The sequence below is a fragment of the Riemerella columbina genome, from assembly GCF_030517065.1.
Classification (GTDB): domain Bacteria; phylum Bacteroidota; class Bacteroidia; order Flavobacteriales; family Weeksellaceae; genus Riemerella; species Riemerella columbina_A.
Genome location: NZ_CP103950.1, coordinates 1,764,714 through 1,787,564, shown reverse-complemented (window position 1 = coordinate 1,787,564; position 22,851 = coordinate 1,764,714). Strand labels below are relative to the sequence as shown.

The 22,851-nt window shown below is 39.8% G+C and carries 23 protein-coding genes; 19 read left to right on the top strand and 4 right to left on the bottom strand.

Annotation, left to right across the window (positions count from 1 at the left end):
- Positions 1-12: 12 nt before the first annotated feature.
- The 11 genes from NYR17_RS08395 to rimO all read left to right on the top strand — a co-directional run bounded on the left by NYR17_RS08395 (position 13) and on the right by rimO (position 10,295).
- On the top strand, positions 13-1,092 hold the full coding sequence (locus NYR17_RS08395) for an EpsG family protein (RefSeq protein ID WP_302505265.1): 1,080 nt from the start codon (positions 13-15) through the stop codon (positions 1,090-1,092).
- 206 nt (positions 1,093-1,298) lie between these two features.
- Entirely contained in the window at positions 1,299-2,456 is a 1,158-nt protein-coding gene (locus NYR17_RS08390; protein ID WP_302505264.1) for a glycosyltransferase family 4 protein, read from the top strand.
- Between the two features lie 139 nt (positions 2,457-2,595).
- Entirely contained in the window at positions 2,596-3,198 is a 603-nt protein-coding gene (locus tag NYR17_RS08385; RefSeq protein WP_302505263.1) for a sugar transferase, read from the top strand.
- 2 nt (positions 3,199-3,200) lie between these two features.
- On the top strand, positions 3,201-3,800 hold the full coding sequence (locus NYR17_RS08380; protein WP_302505262.1) for an acetyltransferase: 600 nt from the start codon (positions 3,201-3,203) through the stop codon (positions 3,798-3,800).
- 93 nt (positions 3,801-3,893) lie between these two features.
- A complete protein-coding gene (locus tag NYR17_RS08375) occupies positions 3,894-5,033 on the top strand; it encodes a DegT/DnrJ/EryC1/StrS family aminotransferase (protein WP_302505261.1) in 1,140 nt (379 codons plus the stop codon).
- A 165-nt stretch (positions 5,034-5,198) separates the two neighbouring features.
- A complete protein-coding gene (locus NYR17_RS08370; RefSeq protein WP_302507048.1) occupies positions 5,199-5,780 on the top strand; it encodes a sugar transferase in 582 nt (193 codons plus the stop codon).
- Positions 5,781-5,806: 26 nt separating this feature from the next.
- Positions 5,807-6,244: an adenylyltransferase/cytidyltransferase family protein gene (locus tag NYR17_RS08365; protein WP_302505260.1), complete on the top strand. Its 438-nt coding sequence runs from the start codon at positions 5,807-5,809 to the stop codon at positions 6,242-6,244.
- A gap of 6 nt (positions 6,245-6,250) precedes the next feature.
- On the top strand, positions 6,251-6,796 hold the full coding sequence (gene rfbC / locus NYR17_RS08360) for a dTDP-4-dehydrorhamnose 3,5-epimerase (RefSeq protein ID WP_302505259.1): 546 nt from the start codon (positions 6,251-6,253) through the stop codon (positions 6,794-6,796).
- A gap of 21 nt (positions 6,797-6,817) precedes the next feature.
- Entirely contained in the window at positions 6,818-7,900 is a 1,083-nt protein-coding gene (gene rfbB, locus NYR17_RS08355) for a dTDP-glucose 4,6-dehydratase (RefSeq protein ID WP_302505258.1), read from the top strand.
- Entirely contained in the window at positions 7,897-8,754 is an 858-nt protein-coding gene (rfbA, locus tag NYR17_RS08350) for a glucose-1-phosphate thymidylyltransferase RfbA (protein ID WP_302505257.1), read from the top strand. Before rfbB ends, rfbA begins: the two co-directional genes overlap by 4 nt.
- A gap of 224 nt (positions 8,755-8,978) precedes the next feature.
- Positions 8,979-10,295, top strand: a complete 1,317-nt coding sequence (gene rimO / locus NYR17_RS08345; RefSeq protein WP_302505256.1) for a 30S ribosomal protein S12 methylthiotransferase RimO — start codon at positions 8,979-8,981, stop codon at positions 10,293-10,295.
- A gap of 6 nt (positions 10,296-10,301) precedes the next feature.
- On the opposite strand, the gene NYR17_RS08340 is transcribed toward rimO, so the two are convergent.
- Complete coding sequence (locus NYR17_RS08340) at positions 10,302-10,790, bottom strand: dihydrofolate reductase (RefSeq protein ID WP_302505255.1); 489 nt, start codon at positions 10,788-10,790, stop codon at positions 10,302-10,304.
- A gap of 76 nt (positions 10,791-10,866) precedes the next feature.
- On the opposite strand from NYR17_RS08340, the gene NYR17_RS08335 reads away from it, so the two are divergent.
- Genes NYR17_RS08335 through NYR17_RS08325 form a run of 3 tightly spaced genes read left to right on the top strand, consistent with a single transcriptional unit; the run spans position 10,867 to position 12,681 of the window.
- Positions 10,867-11,472 carry a LemA family protein gene (locus tag NYR17_RS08335; RefSeq protein ID WP_302505254.1) on the top strand — a complete coding sequence of 202 codons (606 nt, stop codon included), beginning with the start codon at positions 10,867-10,869 and terminating at the stop codon, positions 11,470-11,472.
- A complete protein-coding gene (locus NYR17_RS08330; RefSeq protein ID WP_302505253.1) occupies positions 11,472-11,903 on the top strand; it encodes a TPM domain-containing protein in 432 nt (143 codons plus the stop codon). Before NYR17_RS08335 ends, NYR17_RS08330 begins: the two co-directional genes overlap by 1 nt.
- Positions 11,884-12,681 (top strand): TPM domain-containing protein, encoded by a 798-nt coding sequence (locus NYR17_RS08325; RefSeq protein WP_302505252.1) that lies wholly within the window; start codon positions 11,884-11,886, stop codon positions 12,679-12,681. Before NYR17_RS08330 ends, NYR17_RS08325 begins: the two co-directional genes overlap by 20 nt.
- A gap of 392 nt (positions 12,682-13,073) precedes the next feature.
- On the opposite strand, the gene NYR17_RS08320 is transcribed toward NYR17_RS08325, so the two are convergent.
- The 3 genes from NYR17_RS08320 to NYR17_RS08310 are packed head-to-tail and all read right to left on the bottom strand — an operon-like array spanning position 13,074 to position 15,167.
- A complete protein-coding gene (locus NYR17_RS08320; RefSeq protein WP_302505251.1) occupies positions 13,074-13,700 on the bottom strand; it encodes a trimeric intracellular cation channel family protein in 627 nt (208 codons plus the stop codon).
- Between the two features lie 12 nt (positions 13,701-13,712).
- Entirely contained in the window at positions 13,713-14,171 is a 459-nt protein-coding gene (coaD, locus tag NYR17_RS08315; protein WP_302505250.1) for a pantetheine-phosphate adenylyltransferase, read from the bottom strand.
- A gap of 12 nt (positions 14,172-14,183) precedes the next feature.
- A complete protein-coding gene (locus tag NYR17_RS08310; RefSeq protein ID WP_302505249.1) occupies positions 14,184-15,167 on the bottom strand; it encodes a D-alanine--D-alanine ligase in 984 nt (327 codons plus the stop codon).
- A gap of 264 nt (positions 15,168-15,431) precedes the next feature.
- Between NYR17_RS08310 and NYR17_RS08305 the strand changes: the two genes are divergently transcribed.
- From NYR17_RS08305 to NYR17_RS08285, 5 genes are all read left to right on the top strand, one after another.
- A complete protein-coding gene (locus NYR17_RS08305; RefSeq protein WP_302505248.1) occupies positions 15,432-16,223 on the top strand; it encodes a hypothetical protein in 792 nt (263 codons plus the stop codon).
- A gap of 16 nt (positions 16,224-16,239) precedes the next feature.
- Positions 16,240-16,965, top strand: a complete 726-nt coding sequence (locus tag NYR17_RS08300) for a hypothetical protein (protein WP_302505247.1) — start codon at positions 16,240-16,242, stop codon at positions 16,963-16,965.
- Between the two features lie 11 nt (positions 16,966-16,976).
- Positions 16,977-17,657: a hypothetical protein gene (locus tag NYR17_RS08295; RefSeq protein WP_302505246.1), complete on the top strand. Its 681-nt coding sequence runs from the start codon at positions 16,977-16,979 to the stop codon at positions 17,655-17,657.
- 601 nt (positions 17,658-18,258) lie between these two features.
- Entirely contained in the window at positions 18,259-21,168 is a 2,910-nt protein-coding gene (locus tag NYR17_RS08290) for a SusC/RagA family TonB-linked outer membrane protein (protein WP_302505245.1), read from the top strand.
- 10 nt (positions 21,169-21,178) lie between these two features.
- Complete coding sequence (locus NYR17_RS08285) at positions 21,179-22,600, top strand: RagB/SusD family nutrient uptake outer membrane protein (RefSeq protein ID WP_367997950.1); 1,422 nt, start codon at positions 21,179-21,181, stop codon at positions 22,598-22,600.
- The last annotated feature ends 251 nt before the right edge of the window (positions 22,601-22,851 follow it).

Here is a 22,851-nt window from a genome sequence, read left to right as displayed (position 1 = left end):
GGTCTATTTTGTATGTTAATGAAAATTGTTAAGTGGCGCTATCAGCAACCAGCCTTATGGCTGCTTCCCTTAGTATATGCTTTGGGTATTGGACTTTATACGCCACCAGCTAGTTATGATTTAAGCAGATTTTATTGGTATTACGATCTTTTTACTCAAAACACTTGGGATAGCGAAGTAGGGCAGGAGATACTAAGAACTATTCCTGATTATCTCTCACAGATGATGATTTATATTTCTGCAAGATTAGGGGTGCCTATCCAGTGTTTCCTAATGAGTGTTACTTATCTCACGGTTTTCAATTTTCTATATGTATTTCAGTTTTTTTACACGAAAGAAAAAGGGAGAAAACCTGAATTTTGGGAATATGGTATCGTTTTTTGTGCACTTCCGCTTTTGGCAGTACTTTCTGGAGTGAGGAATATTCACGCCCTGTCTTTTGTTGCCTTAGCCCTATTATGGATAGATAAGAAAAAAATACTATGGGCATTAGGAGCACTTGTATATGCTGCTTTATTTCATTTTAGTACTTGGATTTACTTTTTACTCTATTTGATTTATATAATTGGGATACGCTATTCAAAAAATCCTCAAAACTGGATCAAGAAACAATGGCTATTGGCTTTTGTGATGAGCATCGTAATTTTGATAATCAAATTCTTACCCTCAGATTTTTTAGCCCTCGGATTGCCTGAGAGTTGGCTTTTAAAAGTGAATTTTTATTTGAAAAAAAATGATATTTTGGTGGAAGAATGGCGTCAGCATCATTGGAAATCAGTATTTTTACAACTACTTTATACTTATGCTCCAATGCTGACCGCCCTACTATTATTCAAAAAAGAACTCAAAACTTATTTCGCTTATACCATTAGTTGGGCATTCGTACTTTTGCCGTGCGTAGTGAGTTTACTTTTTCCGAACATTTTTTCAAGGTATACTTTACTGACTAATATCGCTCTTACCATGTTAATTTTAATCAAAATACCACCAAAATCGAGTAGGAGAAACTTTTTTATCAGCTTGATAATACTTATTTTTGGAGTCAAAATATATTTATTTTTTAAAACGATATTTGTTTTATGTTATTTGTGATTTTTTTTATATATTGTGTTGAAGTTATATTGTGTTAACAAAAAAAATATAGTTATTTTTCTAAAATTTCTTTTAATAAGTGTATTTATAATAGCTAATGCTATTTGGGTGCTTCTAATGCAGACCAATTTTCATTATAGATTTTTTTATCTATCATTATTTTTAGTACCTTTGATTATTCTTTTACCCTTTAAGAAAAAACTTAAATGAGAAAACTTATAAGAATTACCACGGTTCCTACTTCTTTAAAAATTCTTTTAAGAGGGCAGCATATGTTTATGACTAAAAATAGGTTTGAAGTTGTAGGGGTGTCATCTCCAGGAATTGATCTGGAGGAGGTATCAAATAGTGAAAATATAAGAATATATTCTATTGATATGTCTCGGCAAATAACACCTTTCAAAGATTTAAAATCGCTTTGGAAAATGTGGAAATTACTTAATAAAGAAAAACCTCAAATTGTACATACTCATACTCCTAAAGCGGGATTGATAGGGATGTTAGCTTCTTTTTTTGCAGGTGTACCTATAAGATTACATACGGTAGCAGGCTTACCCTTGATGGAATCTCAAGGTCTAAAAAGAAAAATATTAGATATAGTAGAAAAGTTGACATATGCTTGTGCAACCAAAGTGTATCCAAACTCCAGAGGTTTATATAACTTTATAATAGAGAAAGGTTATATCTTTGATCATAATAAAATAAAAGTTATTGCTAACGGCTCTTCTAACGGCATCAATACTGATGATTTTTCTGTAGCTCAAATTTCTGAAAATCAACGAGAAAAATTAAAATCGGAATTAGGAATTAAACCAGATGATTTTGTATATATTTTTGTGGGCAGATTGGTAGGGGACAAAGGCATCAATGAACTGGTGGAAGCGTTTAAAAACCTCCAACTCCCCAATGCTAAGCTCCTATTGGTAGGTCCCGAAGAAAGAGCTTTAGACCCATTGGAAAATAAGACGATACAAGAGATAGAGCAAAATCCTCATATTATAACCGTAGGATTTCAGTCGGATGTTCGCCCTTATTTTGCTGTGGCAGATGCATTGGTATTTCCGAGTTATAGAGAAGGTTTCCCTAATGTCGTGATGCAAGCGGGTGCGATGGAATTGCCGAGTATCGTTTCGGATATCAATGGTTGTAACGAGATTATTGTGCCTCAGCAAAACGGCATTATCGTACCTCCAAAAGATGTGCAAGCGCTGCAATCGGCAATGAAAGAATTGTTAGCCAATAACCGTTTATATCAGCAATTAAAATCCCAAAGTCGCCCAATGATTGTACAACGCTATCAGCAACAAGTCGTTTGGGAGGCATTGTTAAAAGAATATCAAGATTTGCTCAATGAAAAATGTTAAGTTACTTTCGCTCTTACCATGTTAATTTTAATCAAAATACCACCAAAATCGAGTAGGAGAAACTTTTTTATCAGCTTGATAATACTTATTTTTGGAGTTAAAATATATTTATTTTTTAAAACAATTTTCGCTTTATCCTATGTATGAAAAAATATTTAAACGCCTAATAGACTTTGTATTATCCTTAGTGGGATTCGTTATTCTTTTACCGATTTTTATTTTGGTAACCATTTTATTAGCCATTGCCAATGATGGAAAATCGTTTTTCTTTCAGATACGCCCAGGTCAAGGTGAGCGACTTTTTAAAATCATCAAATTCAAAACGATGAACGATAAAAAAGATGCCCAGGGCAACCTATTACCCGATGCTGACCGCCTAACCGCTATTGGTAAATTAGTACGCAAAACCTCCTTAGATGAAATCCCTCAGCTCCTCAATGTCATCAAAGGTGATATGAGCCTGATTGGCCCTCGTCCCTTATTACCAGAATATTTGCCACTCTATAATGAAGAACAACGCCTTCGCCACCAAGTACGCCCAGGCATCACGGGATGGGCACAAGTTAATGGGAGAAATGCCCTATCTTGGGAACAAAAATTTGAATATGATGTTTGGTATGTCCACCATATTTCACTACTTTTGGATATTAAAATATTGTTTTTGACCATCAAAAAAGTATTGATTTCGGAAGGCATTTCTCAAGATGGACAAGTGACAATGGAACCCTTTAAAGGTAATTAGATATGATTCTGTTTGGAGCCAGTGGGCATTGTAAGGTAATTTTGGATATTTTACAAGAAAATAAAATAGAAATAGAAAAAATTTATGATGATAATCCCAAATATGCAGAACTTTTGGGAATTTCGGTTGTTAAAAATAACCTGAATCATAACGATTGCCTTGAAGCTATTATTTCCATAGGTAATAATAAAATCCGAAAGGAAATATCACAAAAATATGCTTTTGACTATTTTACGGCTATTCATCCTAAAGCCGTAGTATCTAAGGCTTCAAGTGTAGATAAAGGTACGGTAATAATGGCTAATGCAGTAGTAAATCCTGATGCTAAAATAGGAAAACATTGTATTATTAACACAGGAGCAATCATAGAGCATGATTGTTTAGTAGAAGATTTTGTGCATATTTCGCCTAATGCAGCATTAGCAGGCAATGTTCACATTGGCGAAGGTACACATATAGGTATTGGGGCATCTATAATACAAGGAATTAAAATTGGGAAATGGGCAACAATTGGAGCTGGATCGGTTGTTATTAGAGATGTCCCAGATGGAGCGACAGTAGTGGGCAACCCTGCTCAAATTCTAAAAATCAAATCTTTTTAAACTTACAACCCTAAAAACTTCTATACAGCACCAATTTTTTAGAGATATAACCCTAAAAACCAACCTGGCAAAAACAACAAAAATAAAAACGATATGAACACAAAAATATGGCTTTCTTCGCCGCATATGGGAGGCAATGAGCAAACTTATATCAACGAGGCTTTTGCCGAAAATTGGGTGGCACCGCTGGGTCCCAATGTCAATCAATTCGAATCCGACCTAAAAAACTACCTCTCGCCGAAGGTGGAGGTGGCGGCACTCAGCTCGGGGACGGCAGCTTTGCATTTGGCACTCATCATTTTGGGCGTGCAGGCAGGCGACGAGGTGCTTTGCCAAAGTATGACCTTTTCCGCATCAGCGAATCCCATTGTTTATCAGGGGGCTACGCCTATTTTTGTGGATAGCGAACCGCAAACTTGGAACATTTGCCCAAAGGCATTGGAGGCGGCAATTCAGGACCGCATCGCTAAGGGTAAAAAGCCCAAAGCCATCATTGTGGTGCACCTTTACGGAATGCCCGCCCAGATGGATGCCTTAAAAACCATCGCCGAAACCTACCAAATTCCCATCATAGAAGACGCTGCCGAGGCGTTGGGCAGCACTTACAAAGGGCAAAAATGTGGCACCTTTGGCGAGATGGGCATTCTGAGTTTCAACGGCAACAAAATCATCACCACTTCGGGCGGCGGTGCGTTGGTCTGCCAAAGTCAAGCCCAGAAGGACAAAGCCGTGTTTTTATCCACGCAGGCGAGGGACAACGCCCCGCATTACCAACACTCGGAAATCGGCTACAACTACCGAATGAGCAACATTTGTGCGGGCATCGGCTGCGGACAGATGGAAGTTTTAGACCAGCGTGTCGCCCAGCGCCGTGCCAATCACGATTTTTATAAAGCGTTGTTTTCTGATATTGAAGGTGTTACGGTATTTAGCGAACCCTCGGCGGACTATTTTTCCAACCATTGGCTCTCAGCTATCCTTATCGACCCCGAAAAGGCAGGCTTCACCCGCGAAGATTTACGCCTTCGGTTTTTAGAGGATAATATAGAGTCGCGCCCGCTGTGGAAGCCTATGCACCTCCAGCCCGTATTTGCCAACGCCCCTTATTACGGCGGAAAAGTCGCCAAAAATTTGTTTAACAACGGACTTTGCCTCCCCTCAGGCTCCAACCTAACCGACCAAGACCGAGCGAGGATAGCGCAAGTAGTCCAAAAAATGCCACGTAGCGTATAGAGATGGCGCAGGTTCTTCATTGGGGCGTGCCCCTCGCCGAGGCTTTTCCCACCGCTCGGGTCGGGCTTTCGGCTTTATCTTTTTTTCGTCGTTCCTCCTCAAAAAAGGATGTCGCCTCTATCCCTCACGCACCAGCATACTGGCATAACATACGGCTCAAAAATGATGAACAGAATTCAGCATAATTATTTAAAAATTCGGTATTTTTTTGAAAAAATCATCGCATTATTGGCGGCTATTTTATTGCTTCCAATAATGGCGATGATTTATGTTTTATCCTCGTTAGATACACACTCTCACGGTATTTTCATTCAAGAAAGGGTGGGGCAGTATGGTAAAATCTTCAGGATTTATAAATTCAAAACGATAAATGATATTTCTCAAAATATTTCGCAATGGGGCGCTTTCCTTAGGAAATCCAAATTAGATGAGTTGCCACAGTTGTTTAATATTTTAAAAGGCGAGATGAGTTTTATCGGTCCACGCCCAGATATTGCAGGATATTATAACCAACTGCAAGGAGAATATAGAGCTATCCTTCAGCTCAAACCAGGCTTATTATCCACCGCGAGCCTCAAATACCGAAATGAAGAATTTTTATTAAAACAGCAATCAGACCCATTAAAATATAATGATAAGGTGCTATTCCCAGACAAGGTTAAAATGAATTTTGAATACCTACAACGGCTTTCCTTTAAAGAAGATATGAAAATTATCGGTCGTGCTGTACATTATTTACTGAAATAATCACTATTTTTGCAAAAAGAACGACAATGAAAACACAAAAAATTGGGATTACCTTCTCCGCTTTTGATCTCCTCCACGCGGGGCACATCAAGATGTTGGAAGAAGCCAAAACCGTTTGTGATTACCTTATTGTAGGGCTTCAGATGGATCCTTCTTTGGATAGACCGCATAAAAACAAGCCTACACAATCCGTGGTAGAGCGCTATATTCAGCTCAAAGCCTGTAAGTCGGTAGACGAAATTGTGCCGTACAATACGGAAGAAGATTTATTGGATATTCTGAAATCTTTTGTGATTGACATTCGCATTATTGGAGATGACTACCGCGACCAGAATTTTACAGGAAAAGACTACTGCGAGGCGAAGGGAATAGAGATTTATTACAATAAAAGAGACCATCGTTTTTCTAGTTCTGCATTAAAAAAAGCCATCTATGAGCAGGAAGCTCAGAAGTATGAAAACTAACAAAAAATGAAATTAACAGAAACGCCACTAAAAGATTGTTACCTTATAGAACCTACCATTTTTAATGATTCTCGGGGATATTTTTACGAAAAATTCAATGAGAAAACCTTTGAAAAGCTTACAGGGCAGAATGGTCATTTCGTTCAGGATAATATTTCAAAATCTTCCTATGGCGTGGTTAGGGGCTTGCATTTACAAAAAGGCGAACACGCACAAGCCAAATTGGTTTCTTGTTTAGAAGGGAGTGTTTGGGATGTTGCTGTAGATGTTCGCACAGGTTCGGAGACTTATGGACAATGGTTTGGCGTGGAGCTTACAGCAGAAAATAAACTTCAGCTGTATGTTCCCAGAGGTTTTGCTCACGGTTTTGCGGTATTGAGTGAAACTGCGGTGTTTTCTTATAAATGTGATAATTATTACAGCCGAGAGTCTGAAGGAGGGATATTATGGAACGATGCTGATTTAGCCATTGATTGGAAACTTCCGATAGAAGATATTATGCTTTCGGATAAAGATAAAGTACAACCTACTTTTGTAGAGAAAAATTTTTAATAGACTTTGGAATTGAAAGATATGAAAACAATCATTATAACAGGTGGTGCGGGCTTTATTGGATCGCATGTGGTGCGTGAGTTTGTGAAGAATTTGCCACAGACCAAAATCGTGAATTTAGATGCGCTGACCTACGCCGGCAATTTGGAAAATCTAAAAGATATACAAGATGCGCCCAACTATGTGTTTGAAAAAGCGGACATCACACAGCCAGAGCAACTTCGGAAGGTTTTTGAAACCCACCAACCTGATGCCGTGGTGCATTTAGCCGCCGAAAGCCATGTGGATAGGAGCATTACCGATCCCAACGCTTTCATCAATACCAATGTACTGGGCACAGCCAATTTGCTCAACCTTTGTCGGGAATTTTGGACGCTCAATCCCGAGCATACCCACGGCAACTTCCCCGATACACCGAGAACCAACTTATTTTACCATGTATCCACCGATGAGGTGTATGGAGCTTTGGGCGAAACTGGGTTTTTCACCGAAGAAACGCCTTACGACCCCAAATCGCCGTATTCCGCCAGCAAAGCCGCTTCTGACCACTTGGTGAGAGCCTATGGCAACACTTACGGAATGCCTTTCATTGTGTCCAATTGCTCCAACAATTACGGACCTAACCACTTCCCCGAGAAGTTGATTCCGCTCTGTATCTCCAACATTATCAATGAAAAACCGCTCCCCATCTACGGCGATGGCAAGTATACCCGAGATTGGCTCTTCGTGATCGACCATGCCAAGGCGATATTCCAGATTTTCCACGAAGCCAAAACAGGCGAAACCTACAACATCGGCGGCTGGAATGAGTGGCAAAATATCGATTTAATCAAAGAATTGATTAAGCAAATGGACCACAAATTAGGGCGCCCCGAGGGCTATTCCGAAAAGCTAATCACCTTCGTAAAAGACCGCCCAGGGCACGACAAACGCTACGCCATAGATGCCTCCAAGCTTAACAGAGATTTGGGATGGAAACCTAGCGTAACCTTTGAGCAAGGCTTAGCCCAGACCATCGATTGGTTCCTGAATAACCAAGATTGGCTGGAGCATGTAACCTCCGGCGACTACCAAAACTATTACGATAAGCAGTATCAATCATGAAAGGAATCATATTAGCCGGAGGCTCTGGCACCAGATTATACCCGCTGACCATCGCTGTTAGCAAACAGTTGATGCCCGTTTATGACAAACCGATGATTTACTATCCACTCTCCACCTTGCTATTGGCGGGGATTCGCGAGATTTTAATCATCACCACACCGCAGGATCAGGAAGCGTTTAAAAAACTCTTAGGCGATGGCTCGCAGATTGGCTGCACAATAGAATATAAAGTACAACCGAGCCCCGATGGCTTGGCTCAAGCCTTTATTTTAGGGGAGGAATTTATCGGTGACGATGCGGTGGCGCTGGTGTTGGGCGATAATATTTTTTATGGCACAGGCTTGCCTGCTTTGTTAGAGAGCAAAACTCAAGTTAAGGGCGGCTGTGTGTTTGCCTACCAAGTGACCGACCCAGAGCGCTATGGCGTAGTGGAATTTGATGAAAATCAAAAAGCCATTTCTATTGAAGAGAAGCCTGTGGAGCCAAAATCCAACTATGCTGTGCCAGGTTTGTATTTTTATGACAATCGGGTGGTGGAGATCGCCAAGAGCCTGAACCCCTCTCCTCGTGGGGAGTTGGAAATCACGGATATTAACAAAATCTACTTAGAGCAAGGCGAGTTAGAAGTCGGTGTGATGAGTAGAGGAACGGCGTGGCTGGATACTGGCACTTTTGACTCCCTCCACGAAGCCTCCGAATTTGTGAAAGTCTTAGAAAAAAGGCAGGGTTTTAAAATTTCCTGCATTGAGGAAATCGCCTATAAAAAAGGATTTATCGATAGAGCTCAGCTTCTAAAATCCGCCGAAAAATACGGCAAAAGTGGCTATGGCAATTATTTGAAGATGATAAAGTAAATATTTTCTTTGTGTTTAGAGATTGCTAATGAAAACATAAGATGTTGATCAATCTTTATTCTAAGGCGGTTATTTTTAAGAATCAATTAAAATAATATAACGCTAAAAAGGAGTATTAAAGCCCAGCTGATCAGATTTAAAAAGCGTTGATATTGAAGCGATTTAAAAAGTCAATTTTTATTGTTAACTTTGCACGCTTGAATTAAAATATCAACCATCGCGCTATGAGAACGAAATCTACGGGAAAAAAGAAAATCAATGTGGTCACTTTGGGCTGTTCTAAGAATTTATACGATTCTGAAGTCCTGATGGGACAGCTGAAAGCCAATGGCAAAGAGGTGACTCACGAACAGCAACGCGGTGATATTGTGGTGATTAACACTTGCGGATTTATTGATAATGCCAAGGAAGAATCCATCAATACCATTTTAGATTTCGTAGAAGCCAAAAATAGAGGCGAGGTAGAAAAGGTTTTCGTAACAGGTTGTTTATCTGAAAGATACAAACCGGATTTAATTAAAGAAATCCCCGATGTAGACCAATATTTTGGCACTCGGGATTTACCGATTTTGCTCAAACATTTAGGCGCAGACTACAAACACGAGCTCGTTGGCGAGCGGCTGACCACCACGCCGAAACATTACGCCTATTTAAAAATTTCCGAAGGTTGCGACCGCCCTTGTTCCTTTTGCGCTATTCCACTGATGCGCGGTGGGCATATCTCTACTCCAATTGAAAAGTTGGTGGAAGAAGCCGAAAAATTAGCCCGCAAAGGCACCAAGGAACTCATTTTGATTGCTCAAGATTTAACTTATTACGGCTTAGATATTTACAAAAAAAGAGCCTTGGCAGACTTGCTCAGAGCCTTGGTAAAGGTAGATGGCATAGAGTGGATTCGGTTGCATTATGCCTTTCCTACGGGCTTTCCAGAGGAGGTGTTAGAGGTCATTAAGCAAGAACCGAAGGTGTGCAACTATATTGATATTCCGCTACAACACATCAATTCGGATTTGTTAAAATCAATGAAACGCGGAACCACGCACGAAAAAACCAACGCTTTATTATCAAAGTTCCGAGAAAAAGTGCCAGATATGGCAATTAGAACCACGCTCATTGTGGGTTACCCTGGCGAAACGGAAGAGCGTTTCCAAGAGTTGAAAGATTGGGTGGCAGAACAGCGCTTTGACCGTTTGGGCTGTTTTACCTATTCTCACGAAGAAAATACCACCGCTTATGCTTTGGAAGATGATGTTCCTCAGGAAGTTAAAGAAGCGCGAGTGGAAGAGATTATGGCGCTACAATCTCAAATTTCTTGGGAGAAAAACCAAGAGAAAATAGGCAAAACTTACCGCTGCATTTTTGATAGAAAAGAGGGCGCTTATTTTGTTGGAAGAACCGAGTTTGACTCCCCAGATGTGGACAACACCGTTTTGGTTCCTGCCGAAAATACCTATCTTTCTATTGGTGCTTTCGCTGATGTTAAAATCACGGCGGCAGAGGAGTTTGACTTATACGGCGAGGTGGTAGAAAGTGCGGAATAGCACAGGCTACGGCTGTTTTTCGTAAGTTTGAAAGTACAAATCGTAAGGATTTTGTTCATCTTTAGGGTGGAAAACTTCGTTGGTTTTGGTCCAAATTTTAGGATTGATGTCAGGGAAAAAAGTATCGCCTTGGGGTTCGCTATCCACTAAAGTGACCTCCAATCGGTCGGCTAAGTCTATGGTTTGCTGGTAGATACTGCCACCACCAATAATGAAAAAATCCTCATCAATCTTCTTGGCAAATTTCATCGCTTCTTTTAGGCTTCCCACAATCAAAATCCCTTCTTCAAACCAATCTGGCTTTTGGCTGACCACAATATTGGTGCGGTTGGGCAGCGGTTTCCCTATGCTCTCGTAGGTTTTTCGCCCCATAATAATAGGATGCTCCGAGGTCAGATTTTTAAAATGTTTTAAATCTTTAGGAAGATGCCATAGCAACTGATTATCAGCACCTATTGCATTATTTTTTCCCATAGCCACCACAATTGTTATCATAAAATCTAAGTTTGCTACAAAATTAGCACATTATTTGTATATTTACGCCAGAATAAAAAACAAAAATTAGAAAATTATGAAAAATAAAGGTTGTTTAGGATTAGGTTCCGTGGGGATTCTATTCGTGATTGTGGCTGTGGTGCTCTTCTTTTGGGGCAAAAGTGGCTACAATAATTTCGTGGTACAAGAGCAAACGGTAAATGCCAAATGGTCTAATGTGGAAACGGTGTATCAGAAAAGAGCCAACCTGATTCCGAATTTAGAGCGTACTGTAAAATCTTATGCCAAATTTGAACAAGAAACGCTGACCAATGTGATAGAAGCACGGGCTAAGGCGACCTCTGTAACCATTGACCCAACCAATATGACTGAGGCTGATTTGGCAAAATTCCAAGCGGCACAAGGCGAATTGAGTGGGGCGCTAAGCCGACTGATGGCTGTGGTGGAGCAATATCCTAACTTGAAGGCGGATCAGCAATACATCAATTTCCAAAGAGAATATACCGCTATAGAAAACAGTATCAGAACAGAAACAGTGTATTATAACGATGCGGCTAAGGAGTATAATACCACCATTAAAACTTTCCCAAATAACATTTTAGCCAACTTCACCAACTTTAAAGAAAAACCTTACTTTAAGGCAGATGCTGGTGCAGCACAGGCTCCAGAGGTATTTAAATAATGGAAAACACTTTTCTTACAGAAACCGAAATAGCTTCCTTAGTGGAGGCTATTCGTGTTGCGGAAGCACAATCTACAGGAGAAATTAGAGTTCACATAGATCGGCATACAGCGTCAGAAAATGCGAAAAAAGCTTTTGAGGTGTTTCAAGAATTGCAGATGTATAAAACGGTGGAAAGAAATGCCGTTTTGTTCCATGTTAATTTTAAAGAAAAGTACCTAACCATCATTGGTGATGAAGGCATCCATGCGAAAGTAAAACAACGCTTTTGGGATGTCTTGCACGATAAAACCACCGCCTATTTCGCACAAGGCGCCTATTATCAAGGTTTAAAAGAAGCCATCCTCAGCACAGGGATAGAGCTTAAAAAACATTTCCCTATTTGGGGCGAAAATCCAAACGAGTTACCGAATGAAATTACCTTCTCTTAGACTTGTATTCCTTTTATTATTCACCTATAGCGTTTCGCTTTTGGGGCAGTACCAAGTTCCTCAAAAGCCGAAAGTGCTCTATCCCGTGTATGATGAAGTCGGTTTGCTGAGCCAAGATGAAGCCCAAAGACTGAACCAAAAACTGATCGCCTTTGCCGACTCTACTTCCACCGAAGTAGAGGTGGTGATAATCCCATCTACCCAAGGCGAAGATGTCAATTATGTGGCAACGATGTTCGGCGAACGCTGGGGCATAGGGCAAAAAGGCGTGGATAATGGCGTGGTTTTCCTCATCGCGACTGAAGACCGCAAAATGGCGATACAGCAAGGGCGCGCTGTGGAGCAATATTTAACCGCCTCTACCGCAGGGCAGATTTTGGACTATTTGGTAACGCCAAGGTTTAAACAAGGGCAATGGTACAGCGGAATAGATGCAGGCACAACCGCTATTATGGAGGCGGTACAAGGGAAATTCAAGCCTTTAAAAAAGAGAGAAAAAGCCACGGACTCAGAACCGATGAAGAAATATATGATCATTATCTTCATCATTATTGTTTTGTTGATATTATTAAGCAAGGGCGGAAACAATGGCAGCGGCTACGATGATGACGATGTGATTCTTTCTCGCAGAGGGCGCCGCCGATATTCAGGTGGAGGCTTTTTCCCAGGTGGTTTCGGTGGTAGCTTTGGCGGCGGTTCTTCTTCTGGCGGTGGCGGTTTTGGCGGCTTCGGTGGAGGAGGCTCTTTTGGTGGCGGCGGCGCCAGCGGTGGTTGGTAAGACATTGTAACCCCATTGAAGCCTTAAAAATGAAAAAATAGCTACGCTTTTTTAAGGTTTATTTTGCTTAAAAATTATAAAATAACGCGTTTAATCACCCACCTTGCACATTGCCTTAAAAAAATGAGACATCCTTTCATTATTATTAAGGCATATTTTGTCTAAAAAATGATAAAAAATGCTTCTAACCACCCATATTGAAGCCTTAAAATGAAAAATTAAGGCATACTTTATTGAGGTTTATTTTGCTTAAAAACTATAAAATAACGCGCTATTTAAACCCTCTGAAATTCTATTTTCATTCTCTTTATCGGTTGATTGTTGCCTGATTGACCAGGGATTGATGCCCTCTTTGTTATCGCTTTTTTTCAAAAAGCAAGCATCTAAAAAAATCAACCTTTTTTATCGTAGAATTTGGGCATTTCCCAGTGGTATTTTACGGCAAGCGTTCTGATACTTACAATCAGTAAAATGGTGGAAATCTGCACAAAAGTATAAGAAAGGTGCGTGTATTTTGCCAAAAGAATAAAAATACTGCCGCCCACAATACACGCCGTGGCATAGATTTCTTTTCGGAAAATCAGCGGAATTCTGTTGAGGAGAATATCCCGAATAATCCCACCAAAACAACCTGTAATGGTGCCCAGCGTAATGCAAATAATGGGGTGCAGGTGGGCGTTCATCCCTTTCTGAAGCCCAATAATGGTGAACAGCCCCAAACCAAAACTATCAAAAATAAAGAGCGTAACCCTAAAATTTTTCTCAATCGATTTAAACACCATAGAGGTGATGCAGGTAGCGAAAATCACGGTGCACATCCATAAATCGTGCATCCAGAATACAGGTTGGTCAAGGAGCAAATCTCTCACCGTACCGCCACCCGCCGCCGTTACAAAAGCGATAATGAGCACGCCAAAAGGATCCAACTTCCGTTGCATTGCGGCAAAACTGCCCGACATAGCAAAGGAAATGGTTCCTAAAAACTCAATGATAAAGTTGATATTTTCGTGTGTGAACATCGTGGAGGAGCTTTATATTCTGACCGCATCTGGCACCAGCAGTTGGTACTCGCCGCCGTGGGTGATGATTTCTCGCACAATGCTACTACTGATAAACGATTTGCCCGAGGAAGTCAGCAAGAATACGGTTTCTAACTTGCGGTGAGCCAGCGTTCTATTGGTGTGGGCGATGGCTTTTTCAAACTCAAAATCGGCAGGGTTTCTGAGCCCTCGCAGGATAAACTGCGCATTTTTCTCTAAGCAATAATCTACGGTAAGCCCTTCAAAATGGTCTACCTCCACATTGTTAAAATGCTCGGTAGAGGCTCTGATGAACTCTATCCTCTTCTCCAGCGGAAACATATATTTCTTCTGAGAATTCTGTCCAATGGCGATGATGAGCTTATCAAAAAGTCCTGAAGCTCTTTCAATAATATCGTAATGCCCTAAGGTAATCGGGTCAAAAGACCCTGGGAAAACAGCTATTTTCATAAGTTTAAAAAATTATTGGGCTAAGGCTTTTTCTACCTCGTGGCCGCAGAGGTCTTGGATGGAAATGCCGTAGATCTGTGCCTGTTGTGGCAAGATGCTGGAAGGCGAGAAGCCTGGGTTGGTGTTCATTTCCAGCATATAAGGTGTGCCGTCCATAATGATAAATTCACTTCTGGAGAAGCCCCGCATCCCGAGGGAAATATAGGCTCTCTTCGCGATGGCTTCCACCTTTTGGCGTGTGGCATCATCTAAACGCGCAGGGGTAATTTCTTCGGAAGCGCCTTCGTATTTGGCTTCGTAGTCAAAGAAATCTCGGTGAGAGATAATCTCCGTAATGCCCAGCACAATCACTTCGCCTTGGTAGTCTAAAACGCCCACGGAAACCTCGGTGCCATTGAGAAAACTCTCGATGAGGATTTCATCATCTTCGGCAAAGGCTTTTTCTAATGCGGCATCTAATTCTTCGGCGTGTTTCACCTTAGAAATCCCCAATGAAGAGCCGCTTTGGTTGGGTTTAACAAAAAGAGGCAGTTGGAGCTCCTCTATAATGTGCTCAGTGTTGTAGGGTTCGCCTTTTCTTAAATAAATACTCTTGGCGGAAGGAATGCCGTATTTTGCCAACACCGCCAGCGTGTCTTTTTTGTTAAAAGTAAGGGCGCTTTGGTAGAAAGGACAGCCTGTGTATTTTTGTCCGATAGCGTCCCAGTAGGCTTGTAGCACGCCATTTTCGCCTGGGGCACCGTGGATGGTGTTAAAGCATACATCAAAACTGAGGCGGCTGCCATCGTTCAGGGTTACGGAAAAATCTTCCTTATTTATAGGGCGCTGGGCACCATCTTCGGTAAGGAGGTACCATTGGTCTTTTAAAATCACTACCTGATAAACTTGGTAGAGGCGGCGGTCTAAAGATTCGTAGATGAGAGCACCACTTTTGAGTGAAACTATGTATTCATCAGAGTAGCCGCCCATGACAACGGCGATATTTTTTTTATTCATTATGATAAGTCGTAAAATTGGGGCAAAGTTAAGAATTTTTGTAATGAGAGCGGCGGTTTTGGGTTTTAAAACAAAAAATAAACTAATTTATATCAGATTAGATAGAGATAGGATTTTTCTTGAAAATTTGTTATAATGAAGATATTACCCTATTTTTGCCGGCAACAAAAAAAATAATAAATTTCTAATGGTGTATTTTTTGCTATGGGGCTGCTGTACTTAAAATACTTTATTAGAGTATCATTTTAAAATTGATATTAAAAAATGACAAAAACAAATCAGCTAAGATTAGCATTCGTAAGCCTTTTGGCGGGTAACGCTTTATTCTTTTCTCAGCAGAATCTGGGGATAGGGACGGAGAAGCCCCAAGTGGTTTTAGATATTGTGGCTAAGTCCCAAGCGAAAGATGGTAAAGTGCTAAAAGTGGTGAACACTGACGGCAAGGTGATTATGTCTGGTACTGATGCTGGTGCTTTTGGCTTTGGACCGACCACCACCGACCTACCTGTGGCGCAGTTTACCACTTATGGTGAAGACAATAAGGGTATAGGGACTGTGCCTGCATTTAGCATTCTATCCACCGAAACCAATAGTAGTTTTAGAACTTATATCCGCCCTAAGCAGGGGGAGTTTAACCAAGCTTATGCAGGCTACCACACTTGGATCTTAGATAAAGACGGCGATAAAAGCCTTTATAAAACAGTAAATAGTTCTAATGTGCCTGCCTATGGTGCTTTTTTTGGCTTTCATGCTGCTTCAGCACATAATGGGATTTTCTTTACGGATTCAGGGCTTTCTGTTTTGGCAACATATAGAGCGGATAGAAGTGATAAAACTGCATTCGAAAATCCTGATGAGAGAAACGTTACAGCTTCTACAGAAGGTACCTTGCGGATAGAAGATGAGCAAAAAGGCTATGCTGCGGGTGAAGCTTGTACGAACCCTGGGGTGATCGCTTTTGATTCTGCCGACAATAACTTCTTGGGTTGTGTAGAGCTCTATAATGGAAATACCAAAACAGGAGAAATGGTGTGGAAAAAACTGAATAATAACTAAGAGATAATAAGAAATAATGAAAAAAATAAATCTATTGATCGCGCTTTTATCCGTTGCATTGGGCTGGGCACAGTCTGGGAATGGGAATGTGGGGATCAACACAAGCGAACCAACAGCAAGGTTAGAAATCCATAGTGAAGGGAACACAGAGGCAGCGGCGGCTTTTAGAATGACCTATGCTAGTGGTGCTAACAAGGTAAATGCTTTTTTACTTACAGATAAGGGGACCTTTGCTTTTAACCAACCTAATCCTACTGCAACGGTGGATCTTGTGGTGCCTCGCTTTGGAACCTCTACAGATGGCTGGCTTGTGCTAGGACCTGTTGTAGCAGATCCCCAAGCGGTAGCTAACAAACCAGATTACACCTATATTCCGAGATTAGAAACCTTTTATTCATGGGGAGAGGGTAGTTTTGATAATAACAATTACGGTGGCGTTTCATTGATGTTTAATAAATTGAGCGGAAGTAATTTTGATAGTACCAATCCGCGTTTAGGTAATTATATTATCCCCACAAGCAAGAAGGATAACCCTAAGGTAGGCGTTTATCTCTCGGCATCTGGATTATTTGGTGCTTCATTAGATCGTTTCCCTACCACTAAAATAGATGTGGGCGGAAGTATTAAGTTAGAAGAAGTAGAGGTGTTGCCTGTAAAATGTAAGGGAGGAGAGATGGCTTATTCTAAAGGTCATTTCTATGGATGTAAAGGGAATAATGTTTGGCAATTATTAGATAACTAAAAAAAAATGGTATGAAAAAAATAATCATAAGCCTTTGCTTAGTTACTTTTGGGAGTTTATTTTCTCAAAAAATAGGCGTTAATAATAAAGAACCAGAAGCCACTTTAGATGTACACCAGCCGACATCCGCCAGTAATAGAACCACGATGTTGAGAATCAACAATGGGGTGAGCAATACCCTTTTGGTTAAGGGGGATGGTAAGCTGCAGATGAATGTTACTAATCTCAATGATACGACTAAAAATCACATCTATACCTATGTGGTTAATAGAGGTCTACCAGATTTTGGTGTGGGTAATGGAGAACATCCTGAAGCTTTTGTGGCGCATTTTGCTAGTGTAGATAAGGACGCAATGTTAAGTGATTATGGCATTGACATTGGCGATAGAACAGGGCATTTGTTCCTCTTCTCTACAGGTGGGAATGACGATGGCTTCTTTATCGGTGGCTATACCGACCGTGCCAATGGAATCTATGTAGGCGAGAATGGTAATAACGGGATAGGTGCTAAAGAAAAACCAACAGAAAAACTGGTTATCGGTGGGGTTTTGAAAATATCAAACCTAGATAGAGATGGTGTTTCGCTCAATGTAGCAGAGAACGATACTTGTGTTAAGCCAGGGCAAATAGTATATAATGCCAATGCGTTTTGGGGCTGTACCAATAATGGTTGGCGCCAGCTGGATAACTAATCCTCCATTTATAAGGTAGTTTATATAAGGTAGTTTATAAAAATGGGGCGGCTCAAACTTTTAGTTTGAGCCGCTTTTTTTATTTCTAAAATGGTGGCTGCGGTCTTTTATTTTGCGATCCCAATCCTCCCAAAGAGAGAAACCACCAACATTTTCCGTGATGAACCGCCGTTTTTGCGCTATTTTCCCTTGTTTTCTAAAATGCAGAAAGTCCCTTTGGTAGTATTTTTTTCTTTTAAAGGGCTTTTCGGTGAGTTCTAAAAGTATAAAAAACTGACATATTATCGTTTTTAATCATTGTTTTCTTAAATAAGTATAAAGTTAGGAATATAATGCTAAACTGTTCTATTTTTGCAGCACTAAAAAACAAACAATAAAACTCAATAATAAAATGTTGACACCTCGCTTTATTATGATTTCAATGATGATTGCCCATTATATTAAAATGATAATGTGGCACACGGGATATAGAGAGCATAGAAGTAACGCATAGCTAAGGACAAAATTTAATATTATACACTTTTCCAAAAAAAACTTCAAATGCTCACCCATTTGGAGTTTTTTTTATTCTCTACAAAAAATTAAAAAATCAATTATATCAATGAAAAAACAAGTATTTGCACTAAGTGCTTTGGGGTTTTGTTTAGGGCTGAGCAATTTGGCCTACGCACAGACCAAAGACAGCTTAAAGACTAAAAAACTCGATGAAGTAGTGATTGTAGCCTTCGGGAAGCAGAAAGCGAAAGCCATTGTAGGCTCTGTAGCCAGCTTGGGGAAAGAAGTGCTCTCCACGCAGCAGACTTCTAATGTGGCAACCGCCATACAAGGAAGCGTTGCAGGGGTGAATATCATCGGTTCTGGTACGCCTGGAGCAGCACCTACCATCCGCATCCGAGGAATTGGCTCTATCAATGCCAGCTCAGACCCGCTCATCATTGTAGATGGCGCCCAGTATTCAGGGAGTTTGTCTAATATCTCGCAAGAAGAAATAGAGAGTTTGAATGTCTTGAAAGATGGCTCTGCTACTTCACTTTATGGTTCTAGAGCAGCGAACGGTGTTATCCTAATCACTACCAAAAAAGGAAGAAAAGGAAAGCCAAGAATCACGCTACAGTCTTCTTTGGGCTATTCAGCGCCTGTGAACGATCTCTATCCTCTGGTAGATAATCACAACTATTTGCAATATACCTGGGAGGCGCTAAGGAATGGTTTTTTAGACTCAGGTGATTCTAGAGTAGATGCAGGTGTTAAGGCTTCGCAAGGTGTTATATCAAGATTGCAATATAATCCTTATAATGTTGCAAATCCAATAGACTCTGAAGGGAATTTAGTGAGCGGTGCGCAATTGCTCTGGAACACGGATTGGGGTAAAGAATTACTCAACCGTTCAGCAGAGCGTCAAGAGACTACGGCAACGATTTCTGGCGGTACAGACCAGAGTAATTATTTCCTTAGTGTCAATTATTTAAGGCAAGAGGGTGCTATCAAAACTACTGAGTTTGAGCGATTTACCACAAGACTCAATTTGGAATCTAAACTTAAGCCATGGTTGACTGTTGGGTTGAATACCAGCTATACTTCTAGAGATAGAAATTTGCCAGTACAAAGTGGTAGTGAGTATGGAGCACCTATGGCAAGTATATATGTTATTTCTTCTGTATATCCACTCTATACTAGGGATGAGAATGGAAATTTAGTTTATGATGAGAATGGAAATTTGGCTTATGATTTTGGAGCAGGCAGTGGGAGACGAGTGAATGCTCAAAGACCTTTTGTAAGAAATGCTAATCCTGTAGGAAGTCTTTATGCAAACAAATATAGATTTAAAACTAGTACCCTCTCGCTAAATGGTTTTGCTAAAATAGATTTTACTAATGAACTTTCTTTCCGTTCTAATTATGCCTATGAAATTAATGAAACAAATAATAAATCATACAAGAGTAACTTGTATGGAGAATACACTGCCAATGGCGGACAGATATCTTATGGAAGAGATGTTTATTTAACCAAAAACTTTGTAAATGCTCTTAATTATAATAAAAAGATAGAGGGACATAATATAGCTATAGATGCTATAGCAGAGTCTTATGAAAATAATATAGATCTGATGGGGGCTATTGGCTCAGGTCTTTTTACTGGTATAGAGGTATTGGGCGGAGCTAGTAAATCAGAAAGAACTAGTGGCTATATTGTTTCGCAGAGGTTAGTGGGCTTCTTAGGAAGGTTGAGTTATAATTATAAAGAAAAATACTTTCTTGAAGGTTCATTCCGTAGAGATGGTTCTAGTATTTTTAGCAAAGATACCCGCTGGGGAAATTTCTATTCCGTGGGGGGAGCTTATATATTGAGTGAAGAAAACTTCTTAAAAGGAAACAAAACTTTAAGTTATTTGAAACTGAAATCTTCCTACGGAGAGCTAGGAAATAATAATTTTGGTGATAATGACTATTTCCCTTATCTTGCAACTTATCTAACAGGGTTTTCTGTAGGGTCTAACACTGGTATTGTGCTTTCTGATCCGAAAGATGCTTTGCTTACTTGGGAGAAAACAGCCTCTTTTAATGCAGGTATAGAGTTAGGACTATTCCAAAATAGAGTAAATATTAATGTAGATTACTATAATAAATCGTCAGTTGATTTGATTGGTCCACTGATAACGGCAAGTTCTACAGGAGCAACCTCTATTACTTCTAATATTGGTAAGCTAAGAAACTATGGCTGGGAATTTGCGATCAATACGAAGAACATCAAAAATTCTAATGTGACATGGAATACCTCTCTTAACTTTTCTTTTGATAGAAATAAAATAGTAGAGCTAAGTAAAACTAATACCCCTCAAGTACAAGGATCAAAAAGGTGGGAAGTTGGAAGATCACTTTATGATTTTTACATTGAAGAATATGCAGGGGTAAACCCTGATAATGGTAATCCACTCTGGTATAAAGATGAGGTAGATGCCAATGGTAATACAGTAAAGGTAACTACGGAGGATTATTCTCAGGCGAGTAGATATTATAACCATAGTTCTTTACCATGGGTAATTGGAGGGCTAAATAACTATATTAGATTCAAAAATTTTGATCTTAATACATTAGTTAATTTCAGTTTTGGAAGTTATCTATATGACTTTGAGTATGCAGATTTAATGGATGGGACATTTGAGGGGCGCTCGAGTAGTATAGACTTAGAACAGAGATGGCAAAAGCCAGGAGATGTAACTAGTGTACCACGTTTTAGTAGTTTAAATTTACAAGGAAGTAACCGCTCTACTCGTTTTCTGTTTAAGAATGATTATGTGAGATTAAAGGCTTTGACTTTAGGCTATAATTTTGACAAAGAGGCTGTTGGAAGAATAGGGTTAAGGAATTTAAGACTATTCCTACAGGCAGATAACATGTTTACTTGGCAAACACATAAGTATACAGATCCAGAACAGTCGCTCTCAGGGCTAACAGCTGGCAGAGCATCTAATATTAAAACGGTTTCTTTCGGTGTAAAAGTTGAATTTTAAAAATAAAAAAATGAAATTAGATTATATTAAAAATACAGTATTGACCACATTATTAGTGGTTACCATCTCTTGTGAGAGGTATCTAGATGAACCTAAACCAACAAATGCAGTAAGCTCTCAAATGGTATTTGCAAATGGCGATAATGCTGAAGCAAATTTAACAGGAATATTGAGTTTACTTCGTTATAACTTTGTAAATCAAGATGCTTCTAATTTGGGAAGTGTATATTTCGCACGAACAGTGAGAGGAGAAGATTTTATAGTACCTAGTTCTTGGTATTCTTATGATTATCGTAATATTACAAGGTTGTCAGTGCATAGAAGAGCCAACTTTACTTGGGATTATTTTTATACGATAATTCGTCAGGTTAATGAGTTCATTAGTGGAGTTAATGAAAGTACTAAGATATCAGAATCAGGAAAAAAATCCTTAATAGCAAGAGCCAAAGTACTTCGTGCATTAGCTTATTTTGAGTTAGTACAAGATTTTCAGTTAGGATACTCTTATGCTAAAGACTTTCCTGCTATACCTATTTACGAAACCTATTCTAGCGAGGCACACCCTCTAAGCACTACAAAGGAAGTGTATGAATTTATTATCAATGATTTAGAAACTGCTATTCCAGAGTTACCACAGAGCAGACCTTCTAAGGCATTTGTAAATCAGCAAGTAGGCTATGCGCTGGCAGCCAGAGTTTATCAAGTGAAGAAAGATTGGTCTAAGGCTTATCAATATGCAGAATTGGCATATGGAGGTAGTGTAGAGGCTACATTAGATGCAGCAGCTTATGCAAGTGGTTTCAATACTTTAGATTCCAAAGAATGGATTTTAGGCTATGGGCAGCAAGCAGGGCAGAGCGTATACTGGACTATGGCACCACATTCTTTTACAGACTTGTCATTGGAAAATGATGGGTATAGCAATGCCTATATAAGTAAAAGTTTATATGACTTATTTAGTGATACTGATATTAGAAAACTATTTGATTATGACCCTAAAGCAAGTTCTTATAGACAGTATAGTACACATAAGTTTATATTTAAAAGAGGTGAAGCGGCTTGCCCTTATATAAGAACACCAGAGATGATTCTTATTGCAGCAGAGGCACAATACCAATTGGGCAATACCACAAAAGCACAAGAGATTCTTTATAAACTACAAAAAAATAGAGACCCTAAAGCGGTGGAGCAACACAATACTGGCAATGCCCTTTTAGAAGAAATTTTAGTGGAAAGAAGAAAAGAACTCTATGGAGAAATAGGTGTAGAGCTTTACGATGCAAGAAGACTTTCAAGACCGCTTAAAAGAAGTGCATACCATCTACAGCCTTTGGATTTAAAAGCCAACGATTACAAATTCATATACCAATATCCACAACAGGAGATAGATGCCAACCCTTATTTGGATAAAAACATCAATGCCAACCGATAATATGGTCATTGACCAAGACTTGGATAGGCATAAATGAGGAAAGCTGCCCGCTAAGGGCAGCTTTTTTATTTGAAATAAGTGCGGTTGTAAGAAAATCAAATTGAGTGCAATAGATGGAAACAGAGAGATACTACCAGGTTTTGAAAATTAGTTTTCAAAACCTCTTTTAACTTACACAGTTTATGAGATACTACCGGTTTTAGTGTAGCCTTTCCACCTTACCCTTACCAAATTGTCACTTTTCAGCGAAG